At 45.2% G+C, this 15,450-nt stretch carries 10 protein-coding genes and 1 riboswitch; all 10 genes read left to right on the forward strand.

What is annotated here, in order from left to right; genetic code table 11:
* Positions 1-136: 136 nt before the first annotated feature.
* Positions 137-339: riboswitch (cobalamin riboswitch) on the forward strand.
* A gap of 128 nt (positions 340-467) precedes the next feature.
* The 10 genes from DWW10_RS13600 (at position 468) to DWW10_RS13645 (ending at position 15,380) form a co-directional block, all read left to right on the forward strand.
* Entirely contained in the window at positions 468-2,828 is a 2,361-nt protein-coding gene (locus DWW10_RS13600; protein WP_118421668.1) for a TonB-dependent receptor, read from the forward strand.
* 19 nt (positions 2,829-2,847) lie between these two features.
* Positions 2,848-4,164, forward strand: a complete 1,317-nt coding sequence (locus DWW10_RS13605) for a hypothetical protein (protein ID WP_118421667.1) — start codon at positions 2,848-2,850, stop codon at positions 4,162-4,164.
* A 139-nt stretch (positions 4,165-4,303) separates the two neighbouring features.
* Positions 4,304-5,257 (forward strand): sirohydrochlorin cobaltochelatase, encoded by a 954-nt coding sequence (locus tag DWW10_RS13610; RefSeq protein ID WP_118421666.1) that lies wholly within the window; start codon positions 4,304-4,306, stop codon positions 5,255-5,257.
* A gap of 3 nt (positions 5,258-5,260) precedes the next feature.
* Positions 5,261-6,766: a PepSY domain-containing protein gene (locus DWW10_RS13615; protein ID WP_118421665.1), complete on the forward strand. Its 1,506-nt coding sequence runs from the start codon at positions 5,261-5,263 to the stop codon at positions 6,764-6,766.
* Positions 6,763-10,674, forward strand: coding sequence for a cobaltochelatase subunit CobN (locus tag DWW10_RS13620; protein WP_118421664.1), 3,912 nt, complete (start codon positions 6,763-6,765; stop codon positions 10,672-10,674). The genes DWW10_RS13615 and DWW10_RS13620 overlap by 4 nt, the downstream gene beginning before the upstream one ends.
* A gap of 118 nt (positions 10,675-10,792) precedes the next feature.
* Complete coding sequence (locus DWW10_RS13625; protein WP_118421663.1) at positions 10,793-11,350, forward strand: hypothetical protein; 558 nt, start codon at positions 10,793-10,795, stop codon at positions 11,348-11,350.
* Positions 11,351-11,384: 34 nt separating this feature from the next.
* Positions 11,385-11,984, forward strand: coding sequence for a MotA/TolQ/ExbB proton channel family protein (locus DWW10_RS13630; RefSeq protein ID WP_118421662.1), 600 nt, complete (start codon positions 11,385-11,387; stop codon positions 11,982-11,984).
* Positions 11,985-12,005: 21 nt separating this feature from the next.
* Complete coding sequence (locus tag DWW10_RS13635; protein ID WP_022209155.1) at positions 12,006-12,332, forward strand: DUF2149 domain-containing protein; 327 nt, start codon at positions 12,006-12,008, stop codon at positions 12,330-12,332.
* Positions 12,333-12,478: 146 nt separating this feature from the next.
* Complete coding sequence (locus tag DWW10_RS13640; RefSeq protein ID WP_118421661.1) at positions 12,479-14,539, forward strand: TonB-dependent receptor plug domain-containing protein; 2,061 nt, start codon at positions 12,479-12,481, stop codon at positions 14,537-14,539.
* A gap of 22 nt (positions 14,540-14,561) precedes the next feature.
* Positions 14,562-15,380: a sirohydrochlorin cobaltochelatase gene (locus DWW10_RS13645; protein ID WP_118421660.1), complete on the forward strand. Its 819-nt coding sequence runs from the start codon at positions 14,562-14,564 to the stop codon at positions 15,378-15,380.
* The last annotated feature ends 70 nt before the right edge of the window (positions 15,381-15,450 follow it).

A 15,450-nucleotide genomic window follows, 5' to 3' on the forward strand; every position in this document is an offset into this window, starting at 1 on the left:
TTGTACAAGTGAACGTTCACACTTGTACAAGCGCAGGCTCTCGCAGCCGCAAGTGTTTTATCAGAATTACTTATACTCTTTTAATATTATAAAAAACATTTTCAGATACGTCCATTGTTCGGACTAACTTTTTTTATAACTTTGCCGCAGTTTTGGTTTCACTTCCCCTACGCTACGGGGTAAGTGATGAAAAGGGAATCAGGTGAAACTCCTGAACAGACCCGCTGCTGTAAGTTCCTTCCAAGTCTTGGAACACTCTGTGCCACTGTCCGTAAGTTGGATGGGAAGGCGTTCTAAGATGGAATAAGTCAGAAGACCTGCCAGAAACAACATAGTTTTAATGCTTTCGGGAAATAAAGCAACAAAACATCGAGTCTGGCATTCTTTATTCTGTCCATAAAGAAATCATTTCTCCTTGTACACATATTCCCGAAGGTAAGTCATAAATACCGTTAACAAGGATATAAATGAAAAAGATTGCATGTGTACTGTTGTTATTTACCTGCTTGTCACAGATAAGTATAATAGCACAGAATAAATTCACTCTATCAGGGAAAGTCACAGACCAACATGGTGCACCTTTAGCATTAGCAACCATTGCTATTGAGAATTCTTCATCCGGAACCTATACAGATGATAATGGCAGGTACTCCTTGAAAGTTTCACCTGGCAAACGCACATTGGTTGTATCCTTAGTAGGCTATCAAACTGTAAAAAACACCCTGGATATTCAGCAGGACAAAGTACTCAACTTTACATTACAAGAAAGTGCTGTTACTTTGAACTCCGTTGAGGTTTATGGAAAGACACAGACACAGAAAGTGAAAGAAGGAGTTTTTTCCGTCAATGCTCTCGATATAAAACCTATAGTAAATTCGCTAAATAACCTCAATGACCTGGTAAACCGTACAACAGGCATTAAGGTGAGAGAAGAAGGAGGTGTCGGTTCAGACTTTGATTTGTCTATAAATGGTTTATCCGGCAATTCTATTCGCTACTTTTTAGATGGAATGCCGTTGGACACTAAAGGAAGTGGAGTTTCACTTGCTAATCTTCCGGTGAATATTATAGACCGGATTGAAATATATAAAGGTGTGGTTCCTGCCAGCTTGGGAACGGATGCATTGGGTGGTGCCATCAATATTATAACCAAACAAGAAAAGAAAAATTATCTGGATGTCTCTTATGGCATCGGTTCATTCCATACGCACAAAGCAGACTTGAATGCACAATTTGTAGAACCTAAAACAGGACTGATTATCCGACCTACTGTGGGAGTAAATTATTCAAAGAATGATTATAGGATGAAAGACGTGCAAATGCGGGATGAGAGTGGTGACAATTTCATATATGGTAATCCTAAACGCTTCCACGATGACTATTTCTCCTTACTGGGGCAAATAGAGGTAGGAGTTGCCAACAAGTCATGGGCAGATGCATTCTTCGTTTCCGCTTCCTATTCCAAGACAGATAAAGAATTACAGACGGGTTCTGTTCAAGACAAAGTATATGGAATGGCAGAAAAGAACTCAGATGCCTGGAATATCTCAGCACATTACCAGAAACGTAATTTCATTCTGAAGAATATGCAGCTGAATGCTGCCCTCTCCCATACTTGGGATCACTCATTGACCGTGGACACCACCTACCGAAAATATTACTGGGATGGTGGATACATAGATGGCCAGCGTAATGAAATTATGGGCAAAGAACGATCCATGCGCCATTATAAGCGCCCACTGACTGTGGTTCGAGCCAACCTGGATTATAAACTGAACAATCATCATAACTTTAACTTGAACTATCATCTGAGTCGTACCGGCAACGACCGTTATGATGATTTGGATACCACTTTCGAGCCATCCAACGATGTTGTGACCAAACATATCCTAGGCTTTTCCTACAATCAGTCGTTATTGGATGGCAAGATAGAGAATGTGTTTTTCATAAAGGATTATATCAATCACCCGAATATCCGGCAGACCGATCAGCCTAGCGTGACCGGTTCTGAAGCGGTACAAGGTTCCACAACCAAGAACTATCTAGGCTACGGTGTCGGACTTCGGTACACTGTAGCGGAAGCTTTAGCCGTGAAAGTGTCCTATGAGCATAGTGTGAGACTTCCCATCGCACGCGAACTATTGGGAAACGGTACTAATATCTACGCCAACGTAGCACTGAAACCGGAAAACAGTGATAACTTCAATGCCGGTCTATTCGGTACGTGGCATCCGGGTACCGGACATACCTTCTACTACGAAGCAAGCGGATTCTTCCGCAAGGTTGACAACTATATCCAGAGCGAAGTTGCTGAAAAAGAAGGTACAATGAAATATACCAATGTACCCGCAGTCCACATTAAGGGTGTGGAAGGAGAGGTACGCTACGATTGGCAAGGCAAGCTGCAACTTGCCAGCAACGTCAGCTATCAAGATGCTCGCGACCAACAGAAGTACAAGAATGGCGGAAAACCATCGGCTACCTACAATAACCGTGTACCCAACCGTCCTTGGTTGTTTGGTAGTGCGGAAGCATACTATACTTTCCGTAAAGTGGCATTACCAGAAAGCAAGCTACGCCTAGGTTGCACTTATCAGTGGATACACTGGTATTACCTTTTGTGGGAGGCTTATGGTGCCACTGAAGGCAAGGCACGCATTCCGGCTCAACATATCTGCAATGCTGATATTACCTACTCATGGAAACGCGGACGCTACAACATTGCTTTAGAGTGTACCAATTTCCTCGACAAGACAGCCTATGACAACTATAAGTTGCAAAAACCCGGACGTGCTTTTTTTGCCAAGTTCCGATTATTCATTAACTAATCATTAATAATTATTCAAGATGAAAAAATTCAAATTTACACTCTTGGCCTTTATGGCAGCCATGATGGCAATCTCATTTACGGCTTGTTCTGATGATGATCCTACTCCTACTCCAGATCCGGGTATCAATGAAGGTGATTATCACTTCGACCTTTTTGTTACCGTAGGTAAGCATGGCGGTATGAGCAGTAAAAACAATACCATTGTCACCAACACCAGTACACTGACGGCTGACAAAGGTGTCATCAGCGTTGAAGGCGTAGGTTCGGAACTGGGAAATTACTCTATGGAGTCTATCTCAAAAGGGAAATACTACTATCAAATTCCTGCTACCGGCGACCGCTTCGTGAAGTATCAGATCAAGAATAATAAGATCAATGTGATTAAAGAACGCCCCTTTAAGACCAATACTTATAAGGTACGTTCCTACACACATGCTTGGATTGACGATAACACACTCGTTATCATATCTACCAACGGCGACAAGGATAAAGTTCTTTATACGAAACTGAAAGCGGACGATTTAACTATCCTTGATGAAGGTGAAGTAACTATACCCGCTCCTACCGACTGGACAAAGCTGACAAGTTCAGGTATTCTCACTTACCGCAAGTCAGACAATAAATTATATTACTTCTACTACTGGAAAGAAAAGGCAGGCCAAACTGTTGCTAGTGAACAAGAGCCTAATTTTCATGCAGCCATCATCAACCCATCAACTATGAAGGTGGAAAAAGATATTATTTCTCCCGTTGAAGGTGAAATGGCAGGAAGTGCTTACGGAGAATTGATGCAGGACTGTGTAGCGTATGACGAAGCTGGTAATCTTTATCTGGCTTGTTTCCATGAAGAAGCAAGCGGTCTTGAAAAAGGTATGTTGCTGCGTATCAAAGCGGGTGAAACAGAGTTTGATACCTCTTACAATGGTTATTCCAATGCAGATGGTAAGTTGATGACTGTTCAGTATTTAGGAAATAACAAAGCTCTGGTATATGCTCGCAACGATAATGCACCTATTAGCGACAAAGCTGCTGCTGCAGGAATAAAGAAACCTACAGCTATTGATGCATTCTCACATTACTATGCCATCATTGACCTTACTACTGGAACCAAAACTCGCCTGAGCTACAATGGCAAAGAAATTGCTTACAGCGGTGGCCGCTTCTCGCAACGTTCCGTTATCTTTAACGATAAAGCCTACATCGGTGTAGATACAGAAGAGGATGCCAATGCCATTATCTATATCTACGACATTAAGACCGGTACCGTAGAAAAGGGAGCAGAAGTGGAAGGTAAATTCTACTTCGACATGATACGTGTCGTTGAAAACGATTAATCATCATATATTCAGGTACAGGTTATACGATAACAAGAATCATTAATCTCTTTCTTGTAATTTTCGTATAATCTGTACTTAAAATATAAATTGACACATAACCTTTTTCAAAATATTTAAAAAGCATCATTTCTACCTTATGAAAAACCTATTTATCCTTTTATTTCTTTGCAACCTCACTTTCCTATGCTCTGCGCACGAGGGGGAAAACTTCGTAGCAAGCGATATGCTCGCAAGTATGAAATCCGGCGATAAAGCCGCCTTGCTGATGGTACACTTCGGTACTACGCACGACGATACCCGTGCCCTGACCATTGACGCTATCAATGCGAAAGCCCGCGAAGCATTCCCTGATCTGGAAATGCGTGAAGCCTTTACTTCCCGTATCATTATCCGTCGTCTTAAAGCACGCGGCATCGAGAAACTAACTCCGCTGGATGCTATGCTCCGTCTGCGTAGTGAAGGTTACACACATGTTATTGTGCAAAGCTCGAACATCATTGACGGCGTAGAAATGGAGTCACTTCGTCGAGATATGGAGAGTGTACAACCTTTCTTCAAGGAAATCCGTATCGGCACTCCCCTGCTCTATTCAGTGGAAGATGCAGAAAAGGTAGTTGAAATATTGAATAACAGACTCACTGATACGCAAAATCAAAAAGCATCCGTTAAGAAAGGTGAGCATTTCGTACTTGTCGGTCATGGCACCTATACTCCCAGCACCGCCATTTACAGCCAGATGGACTATATGCTGAAAGCTAACGGACTGAGTAACTTCCACGTAGGTACCATCGAAGGGTATCCTTCATTTGAAACAATGCTGGCACAGTTGAAAGTCGGAAAGGCGAAACAAGTTACCTTGGTACCATTTATGTTCGTAGCCGGAGATCACGCCAAGAATGACATCGCCGAAGATTGGAAAGAAGCACTCGAAAAAGAAGGCTACACCGTGAATGTCCGTATGGAAGGACTGGGACAAGTACCCGAAATACAGGAAATTTTCATCAACCATATCCGCTTTATGCTGAAACATCGCATACTGGATATCATGGAAAAGAAAGCCGGATATGCTGCCGGAAAAGATGTGGAATAACAGATGAATATCATTACCAAATTAATGTACTCTTTACATAGGATACTGGGCACACTGCTTTGTATCCTATTTCTTATGTGGTTCCTCTCCGCTTTTGTGATGATGTACCACCGCTTTCCACGTGTCAGTGCAAAGGAAAAACTACAAAAGCAAGAATTACTCTCCGCCTCAGGTGACTCACTGCCTGATATCACTTCTATCCTTTCACGTCTGCCCAAAGGAGAAAAAGTGAGAAAACTCACCTTAGACCGCAGCCTGGGGCAAACAATCTTCCATATCCGTACCAACAAAGGAATACATGAACTTCACCTGGACCCATCGGACACCTTGTCAATAATCGACAATGAACGTATCCGGCAAATAGCCGCCTTATGGTCCGCCTCCCCCATTGCATACCTACATACACTGGATCAGTGGATACCTTTCGGTGAACTGAAAAAGGAAATGCCCATTTATAAGATACACTTTGCTGATGATGCAAAAACACAGCTTTACATAAGTTCACAAAGCAGAGAAGTATTACAACTTTCCAACAGGAACGAACGCTTCTGGGCATGGCTGGGAGCTATTCCCCATTGGATATATTTCACTTGGCTACGGCAAGACGCCACATTGTGGAGTAAAACCGTTATTTGGTTATCCGGCATAGGTTGCCTTATGGTAATTGCAGGGATATGGGTTACAGTCGACGTATGGCACAGGACACGTAAGAGTCATCGCCAAGGGTTCTCACCTTACCGAAAAAAATGGTATCATTGGCACTATGTCAGTGGCATTTTTTTCGGAATATTCGTATTGACCTTTACTTTCAGTGGCATGATGTCCGTTGCCGACATTCCGGAATGGATTCATAAACCGGCTTTGAAGAGCAGTCCGCTACGTACACTGCAAGCAAAGGCGCCCCAACCAGAAGATTACACGCTGGATTATCGCACCATGATTACCAGTTTCCCGGAAGTGCGGCAGATAGAATGGAGCAATTTCCGGGAACATCCCTACTATACCGTTAAAGATGGAAAGGGAGAACAATATATTGATGCTACGGATAGTGTACCACATACTCTGCAACTTCAGGAAAAAGAAATTCGGGAAGGTGTGGAAAGTATATATGATACCGATAGCATTCCGGCACATCAACGTCCGGAGCTACACATGACACTATTGAACCATTTTGAAACTTATTACCGCGATATGAGTAGTATGTATCGTGGACGAAGTCAACTTCCCGTCTGGAAAATAACGGTGGATGATTCTGACCGGAGTGTTTTCTATATTCATCCAGAAACAGGTATCATCCGTTATGTCAATACCTCTTCCCGTTGGAAATACTGGAGTTATACGGCTATGCACCGGATGCGTCTGCCGGGCTTGAATTCAAATACCACTTTACGTAAGACAGTACTATGGATATTACTACTGGGTGGAACAGTAACTTCAGTAACCGGTATAGTGTTGAGCATAAATTATGTTCGAAGAAAATGTCGCAAAAAACAAAAACGCTTACTATGAACAAGAAAAGAACAGGAATAATCCTTGGCTGCATAATCGCCGTGGTCATCGCTTGCTTTGCAGCCTACAATTATTGGTGGGCACCTACCCGCATCCTCATCATCAATCCCCTGCCCGCACAAGCAGCAGACATCGCACTGAATAATGATTGCAGCCATATCCGCGTGAAGTGCATCAAGATGGAGGAAGTGAAAGACCTTTCCGGCTATGATGCCATCATGATGTACGGACGCGGATTGTTTCTGGACGAAACACAAGTAGCGGAACTGGAACGGGTAGCTGCCAAAGGTATTCCAGTTTTTACCAATGCGCTAAGACATTTCAACTTCATCGTCAACCACAATATCACCCCTGAACAACAGGAGACCCTGCAAATGTATTTCCAAAATGCTTGCAGACAGAACTACAGGAATGCTTTGCGCTATCTGCGACACATCTCCACTCCCCATCGACTGGGTGACCGTTCTTTTGAAAATCCCATAGAATTACCCAACAACCTGTTTTATCATCAGGAATACGGCCAATACTTCAAAACTCCACAAGAGTTGACTGAATATCTGAAACAAAAGCAACTCTATCACGAAGGTGGGCGCAATCTTGCTTTTATCTCAGGTATCAGTTTTCCGGTAGAAGGTACCCGCGCCCATGTAGATACCCTGATCTCCCGTCTGACACAGGCAGGTTTCAATATTTATCCCATCACCGGTAGCGGTAAGGGACGCGAAGACCTGATACGTACCCTTCATCCCGACGGATTGATTTATCTGCCTATGGGACGTCTGGGAAATGACTCGCTCATTAACTGGTTACATCAGGAAAATATTCCCCTCTTCATGCCTTTCCCACTGGTACAACCGCGTGAAGAATGGCTGAATCCCAACGTACCTGTAAGTGGAGGTACACTGACGGCACGTGTAGTAGTACCCGAAATAGACGGAGGCATGGCCCCCTTATGTATTTCCACACAAAATGAGAATGAAGAAGGATATATTCTGCACACACCGGAACCGGAACGGATGGATGCCTTAGTTGAGCATATCAGCAAATATATGTCTCTTCGCGATAAATCCAACAAGGACAAACGCGTCGCCATCTGCTACTTCAAGACACCCGGTAAAGATGCCTTGCTGGCAAGCGGCATGGAGGTGATTCCTTCTCTTTATAACTTCCTGAAACGCTTGCGCAATGAAGGATATGACGTAAGCAACCTGCCTGCCACCGTAGAAGAATTCGGAAACAGGATATATCGTGACGGCTCTGTCATGGGTTCGTATGCCAAAGGGGCACAGGAACAATTCCTGAAAACAGCACACCCTGTATGGCTGTCTACCGGACAATATGAAACCTGGGCAAAAGAAGTGATCCTGCCGGAAAAGTACAAGGAAGTGACTGACCGTTATGGAGACGCTCCCGGCAATTTATTAGCCACGGAAGACAGTATCGCCATTGCCTGCCTGCGATTCGGCAATGTGTTATTGTTTCCACAACCCCGTCCGGCATTGGGAGACGATGATTTCAAGCTGGTACATGGCATGCCCGTAGCACCGCCTCACAGTTATCTGGCACCTTATCTGTATATGCAGAAAGGTTTTAAAGCGGATGCACTGATACACTTCGGCACACATGGAAACCTGGAATATACCCCGGGAAAGAATGTGGGCTTATCACAGGCAGACTGGTCGGAAGCACTGGTAGGTAATCTGCCGCATTTCTATTTCTATACTACGGGAAACGTAGGAGAAGGTATTATAGCCAAACGGCGTACACATGCTGTACTCGTCACTCATCTGACTCCGCCTTATGCGGAAAGTGGCATGAGACAGCGATATAACCAATTACTGGAAGATATTCATAAACTTCTGGATGAAGGAACGGAAGGACATCGTATGCTGGGAATGCGCGTCAAGAAAGAGACTGTTCACCTGGGACTTCACCGGGACCTGGAACTGGATTCCGTACCGGACAACCCCTATACTGCCGAAGAACTGGAACGTCTGGATGCCTTTACCGAAGAAATAGCTAATGAGAAGATGCTGGGTGCATACTACACGATGGGTGAACCTTATTCGGAACGTGACTTACTGCAAACCACCCTTGCCGTCAGCGCAGATGCCCTGGCTTACGAAACGGCCAAAACTGACCGGGATAAAGGCAAGATTACTACGGAACAATTGCAAGACTTTACATATATAGCCCACCATTATCTGCCAACGGCAAAGAAACGACTGATGGCTATGTTACAGAATCCGCCTCGTGATACGGTTGCCATTGCCCCGGACCTTCGCCCCGCATTGCGCTATCGCGAACAACTAATAGCTTCTACCGCCAATGAATTCAACGCAATGGTGCGCGGCCTGAATGGAGGAACAGTTCTGCCTGCTCCGGGTGGAGATCCGGTATTGAACCCCAATGTATTGCCCACAGGAAGGAATATGTATAGCGTAAATGCTGAAACAACCCCTAATCCACGTGCATGGGAAGACGGAAAACGACTGGCGGAAGCAACCCTGAAACAATACACCGGCAAACATGGGGAATATCCGCGGAAAGTGAGTTATACTTTCTGGGCGGGTGAATTTATCACAACCGAAGGAGCCACGCTGGCACAAGTCTTCTGGATGTTGGGTGTGGAGCCTGTACGCGATGGACAAGGACGTGTAGTAGATTTGAGACTTGTGCCCAGCGAAGAACTGGGGCGACCACGTATTAATGTAGTGGTACAAGTCTCAGGACAGCTTCGCGACATAGCCGGATCACGTCTGAAGTTACTGACGGATGCGGTTCGCCTGGCATCGGAAGCAAAGGATGGAGCATATCCCAACTATGTGGCATCGGGAACAGTGCTACAGGAAAAGTTACTGGTGGAAAAAGGGACTTCTCCAAAACGTGCACGGGAAATGTCTGTGATGCGTGTATTCGGCCCTGTCAACAGTGGATACAGTACAGGAATCATGGGATATACCGAGCATAGCGGATCATGGGAGGATGAAAAGGAAATCGTCCAAGGGTATCTCAATAATATGGGTGCCGCTTATGGTGATGAAGATAACTGGGGTGAGGTTCAGAAAGATTTGTTTGCCTCCGCCCTCTCCGAAACGGATGTAGTGATTCAGCCGCGGCAGAGTAATACGTGGGGACCTATTTCATTGGACCACGTATATGAATTCACCGGCGGATTATCTCTTACTGTAAAAACACTGACGGGTAAAGAACCGGATGCTTATATGGCCGATTATCGTAATCGTACCAACCGCCGTATGCAGGAGACCAAAGAGGCGATTGCTGTGGAAACGCGGGCTACGATACTGAATCCGACATTCATACAGGAACGGATGAAAGGCGGTGCAGGTTCGGCACAAATGTTCGGAGAGATTTTCCGCAATATCTTTGGCTGGCATGTAATGCGTCCGTCGGCAATGGATAAGGAGATATTTAATGACCTGTACCGGATGTATATTCAGGATGAAAATAAACTCGGAATACAGGATTATTTTCTCCGGGTGAATCCGGCATCCTATCAGGCTATGACTGCGGTGATGCTGGAAAGTGCACGGAAAGGCTATTGGAAAGCAAGCCCTGAAGAGTTGAAAGCAACAGCTGCACTACATGCACAAATAACCCGTGAGAAGGGTGCCGCCTGCACGGAGTTTGTATGCGATAATGCCAAATTACAGTCGTTCGTTGCGGATAATCTGGATGCGAAAGAAAAACAGGAATTCAATCAGGATATGAAAGCAATATATGAAGCCGCTTCGGCCAATGGAAAAGATGTAGTATTGAAAGAAAAGAAGCTGACACCGGAACAGGTAGCGCAGAAACGTACAACAAACGGATTAGTGATTGGAGGCGTGGTACTGGTGGTGTTCATTGGACTGGTTGCATTAATCAAAAGAAGGAAAAGTAAATAACTTCATAATGATTAGTGTTTAGTGATAAGTGATTAGCACCATGCGGAGTAATAGCGCAGCCACTAATCACTTATCACTAAACACTAATCACTAACAATTTACCATTCACCCAATAACTATGAATTACGTCATTCCCATATTAGCAATCTTCATCACCCTCAGCTTCCTGCTGAAGGTCGGCTTCTACCCCCGTTGGGGAACGTGGCTGACAGCGTTATGTTGTGCCCTATTTGTTTTACTCATTACCCCTTGGGTAACCGAGCAATCTAAGACAGCAATAGCAGCCTTTTTTGCTTCCCGGGAGAAAATGCTAGATGTATCTGTTTGTATCACACTGGAAGCCGCCATCCTGATAACCTTTTGCTTCGACTGCTTCTCCGGAATGCGTACAAGAGACACTGCATTCAAACGAAGCGTCACCTTCCTGCTCCACCTTTACCCCGGTTTATTGATAGGTGGCGTACTATGCTATATACTGGCTGAATTATTATTCTCTTTTCCGGGCATTGATTTCAATATGCTCTCGTGGATAGTAGGCACCACCACATTCTTACTTATTGGTATCGGTGCCCGATTGCTACAAATCCTATTGGGAGATAAAGCCCTGCGCCTCGAAGTCCTTTTTATTGTAAACATATTCATAGTCGTACTGAGCATCATAGCTACCGGCTACTAAATAAACAGTAACTACTAAAATTATAAATATCATTATGGAAACCATTTCAAACTCACTTTTCTGGATATCCAACGGACTACTTGTTCCGGTCATCGTATTATTACTCCTGTTCTTCCTCCGCGCCATTATCCTTGCCGGAGGTTTCTTCGGAGAATTCTACCAACGGATGAAACTACAAAAGCAACTCTCCGAAATGTTAGAAACCATCACTCCTGAAAACATTAACGAACAGTTACAGAGCTTGCCCCAAGCCGGGAAACAACCTTTGCTCCGTTGCCTGAAAAAGCTTGCCGAACACCGCGATAACGCCGCCTACTGCGAACGCCTGCTTGCCAACTTCGAAGTAGACGCCGAAAAAGAACTGGGACGCTCGCGCACTTTCATCAAACTCGGTCCGATGCTGGGATTGATGGGAACACTGATTCCGATGGGTCCCGCCCTTGTCGGACTGGCTACAGGAGATATTTCCTCAATGGCTTACAATATGCAGATAGCCTTTGCCACCACCGTGGTCGGTATGGTGATTGCCGCAGTCGGCGTCATCACTCTGCAAGTGAAACAACGCTGGTATGCCCGTGAAATAAATGATCTGGAATATCTGGACAAGACTCTGCGAAACAAAACCAATGAATAACTCTCAGCCCCATAAAAAAATATGAAACGAAACAGACTGCTTCACAACCAAACGGACTCCGACCCGATGGGTACGGTAGCTAACCTTTTTGATGTAGCCATGGTCTTTGCCGTCGCACTGATGGTTGCCCTCGTCACCCGCTTCAACATGACGGAAATGTTTTCCAAAGAAGACTTCACTATGGTGAAGAATCCCGGAAAAGAGAATATGGAAATCATTACGAAAGAAGGACAGGAAATCAAGCGATACACTCCCAGCGAGGAACAGGAAACTTCCGGCAAGCGAGGGAAAAAAGTCGGTGTAGCCTACCAACTGGAAAGTGGAGAAATTATCTATGTTCCGGAATAATGATAGACATCCGTCACCCTTTGAATAAAAGTTAAAGAGTCCATACCTATAAACAAGGGTTTTTAACAATAGAAATACCCATCAGTGGGTATTTTCTTACCCTCATCTTCCCCATATCTTTGCATTTCCAAACAAACGATAATTTTATGATAAAGCAAAGATTCTTAACGACTCTCTTAATGGGAAGTATCGCTGCCGGTGCATGGGCACAGGCTGATAAAGGTGAAACTTCCGTAGATAAAACTGTGGATTTGAATCCTGTAGTAGTAACCGGTACGGGTACGCACCAGCGACTGAAAAATACTCCGGCACCGGTATCCGTCATCACCGCTAACGAAATAAAACGTGCCGGAATCACGGATTTCCAACAGGCCATGACCATGATGGTTCCTTCTCTCTCATTCTCCCCGAATGCCATGGGTTCGTATCTGATGATGAACGGACTTTCCAATAAATATGTACTGATACTGATTAACGGACGTAAAGTGACGGGGGATATCAGCGGTAATATCGACATCAGCCAGATAGACATGAGCCGTGTGAAGCGTATCGAAGTTTTAAACGGCGCAGCTTCTTCGCTCTATGGTTCGGATGCGATTGCCGGTGTTATCAACATCATCACCAACCAGCCGAAAGATGAAATCTCCTTCACCACCAACAGCCGTTATACAAGAAAGAATCAGTTTTCACAAGGTCTCAACCTGGACATTGCCAAAGGAAAGCTCGCCTCTTACACTGCTTATAAATACGATCACTCGGATGGCTGGCAGAACAGTGGCCTGACTGTAGACAAGAATGATGATCTGGTTGAAACCCTCGATCAGCTTTCCATCGGCTACAGCATGAATAACTTTTCGCAGCAATTCAACTATGATGCTACGGATAAACTCTCGTTCTATGCCAACGGCGGATATTATTGGCGTATGACCGACCGCCCTGCCAAACGCGACGGCATGACAGGCGGAAATGATTATAATACGCATTACGAAGGCTACAACTGGGGTACAGGAGCCAAGTACAGACTGAATAAACGTTCCTCCATCCAGTTGGATTATGTAGGCAACAATTATACTTCGCGCTACAAATACATGCTGGCAGCCGGTGATTACCAACCGGGTGACTACGCATTCACCAAAAGACAGAAGTTCCATGATGCCGAACTGAAAGGTATCTTCGGTTTCACCACCAACAGTACCACTGTCTTCGGAGTGGACTACCGCAAGGACATTCTTGTTCGTCCCGATGCCGATGTAGACAAGGGAGTATATACTTTGTCGGGCTACGGACAGCATGAGGTAAAACTGTGGGATCACTTCACGGGCATTGTCGGTGCACGCTATGACTATCATGAACAGGCAGGCGGACGTTTCACCCCGAAAGTGGCAGCCATGTACAATATTGGAAACTTCAACGTACGTGCCACGTATGCAGCAGGTTTCCGTGCTCCCGGCGTAGACGAATTGTATTACAGCATGTTCAAGAAAATGGGTAGCAAATACACTATCTCCATCGGTGATGCTGACCTGAAGCCTGAACACAGCAACTACTACTCCGTCAATATGGAATATCGCACCAACCGTTTCAGTGCCTCTGTTACGGGATATCTGAATTATCTGACAGATATGGTGTCTTCCAAAGTAACCGCATTCAATGATTTGTCCGCTGAGGCCCAGCAGCAACTGAAGGAAGAATTCCCCGAACTGGCAGACTTATCATCTACCAAGAATGTAAACCTGAAAGAATACATCAACTTTGAAAAGGCTACCGTCCGTGGTTTTGAGGTGAGTTTGTCAGGCAATCCGTTCGCCGGCTTTACGCTGAATGGTAACTATACCTACGCTTATGCCCGTGGTAAAGGTGAAGAAGGCTGGCAAAATATTCAACGCAGCATCCGCCACACTGCAACCATCAGCGGAAACTATGCACATTCATGGGGTGACTACACCATGAACCTCAACCTGAACGGTCGTCTGCAAAGCAAATGCTACTATCCGGGAGATGCCGACGGAGATGCTCCGGGTTACGGTATCTGGAACCTGAACACTCGCCACTCCTTCGACTGTTTCAGCAGTTTCTTCCTGGAACCCGGTATCGGTATCGACAATATCTTCAACAAGAGAGATATGAGACCTCTGACGAAGAACTTCACCCTGTACTCACCGGGACGTATGTTGGTGGTGAGTCTGACTTTAAAACTAAAGAATTAACGCATAACAACTTATTATTGATATGAAGCATCTTTTCATCACTTTTTGTTTACTGAGTGTGGCTCTCTTCTCCTCTGCACAGGGGGAGAAGACCGCCCTTCTCATTACCCATTACGGAAGTTCGGACCCTGATACGCGTGCACTGACGCTCGACGTAATCACCCGTGAGGCAAAAGAAACTTTTCCACAGTTTGAAGTGCGCGAAGCGTATATCTCTCCCATTGTTCGGCGCAGGCTGGAGAAGCAAGGCGTTCATAAAGACAGTCCGGTAGACGCACTGCTGAAACTCAGAAGCGAAGGATATTCGCACGTACTGATACAGAGTACAACACTGATTGAAGGAAGTGAAATGACTTCCGTCCGCCGCGATGCGGAGAGCGTGAAGCCCTTCTTTAAAGAAATAAAGGTGGGTAACCCATTGCTTTATACAGTGGAAGATTGCGAAAAGGTAATCGAAATTCTGACACAGGAACAGCCCGGAAAGAAAGAGGACGTCATCTATGTGGGACACGGCAATCAATTGCCAAGTACCGCCACTTACGCCATGCTGGACTATATGATGAAAGCCCACGGACTGAAAAACTTCCACGTCAGCACCATCGAGGGTTATCCTACACTGGACGCTACACTGGCACAGTTGAAGGAGACACGCCCGAAACAAGTGACACTGATACCGTTGTTGCTGGTATGCGGTAATCATACGAAAGAAGACATCGTCGGAGTATGGAAACCGGAAATGGAAAAAGCAGGTTATCAGGCCAATGTCCGTATGCAGGGATTGGGCGAACAACCCGCTATCCGGAAGTTATATATGGAACACATTGAGGCGTTGCTGAAATAGCTACACCCTTTCCCTCTTATGGCTACACCTTTTGCCCCGGATGGCTACACCATTCCAGGCAAAGGGTGTA

The organism is Bacteroides intestinalis, from assembly GCF_003464595.1.
Classification (GTDB): Bacteria; Bacteroidota; Bacteroidia; order Bacteroidales; family Bacteroidaceae; genus Bacteroides; species Bacteroides intestinalis_A.

Bases quoted from the DNA above. Each gene is read 5' to 3' on its own strand.
- DWW10_RS13605 (WP_118421667.1), top strand. From the start codon at position 2,848: ATGAAAAAATTCAAATTTACACTCTTGGCCTTTATGGCAGCCATGATG.
- DWW10_RS13615 (WP_118421665.1), top strand. From the start codon at position 5,261: ATGAATATCATTACCAAATTAATGTACTCTTTACATAGGATACTGGGC.
- DWW10_RS13640 (WP_118421661.1), top strand. From the start codon at position 12,479: ATGATAAAGCAAAGATTCTTAACGACTCTCTTAATGGGAAGTATCGCT.
- DWW10_RS13625 (WP_118421663.1), top strand. From the start codon at position 10,793: ATGAATTACGTCATTCCCATATTAGCAATCTTCATCACCCTCAGCTTC.
- DWW10_RS13610 (WP_118421666.1), top strand. From the start codon at position 4,304: ATGAAAAACCTATTTATCCTTTTATTTCTTTGCAACCTCACTTTCCTA.
- DWW10_RS13645 (WP_118421660.1), top strand. From the start codon at position 14,562: ATGAAGCATCTTTTCATCACTTTTTGTTTACTGAGTGTGGCTCTCTTC.
- DWW10_RS13600 (WP_118421668.1), top strand. From the start codon at position 468: ATGAAAAAGATTGCATGTGTACTGTTGTTATTTACCTGCTTGTCACAG.
- DWW10_RS13630 (WP_118421662.1), top strand. From the start codon at position 11,385: ATGGAAACCATTTCAAACTCACTTTTCTGGATATCCAACGGACTACTT.
- DWW10_RS13635 (WP_022209155.1), top strand. From the start codon at position 12,006: ATGAAACGAAACAGACTGCTTCACAACCAAACGGACTCCGACCCGATG.
- DWW10_RS13620 (WP_118421664.1), top strand. From the start codon at position 6,763: ATGAACAAGAAAAGAACAGGAATAATCCTTGGCTGCATAATCGCCGTG.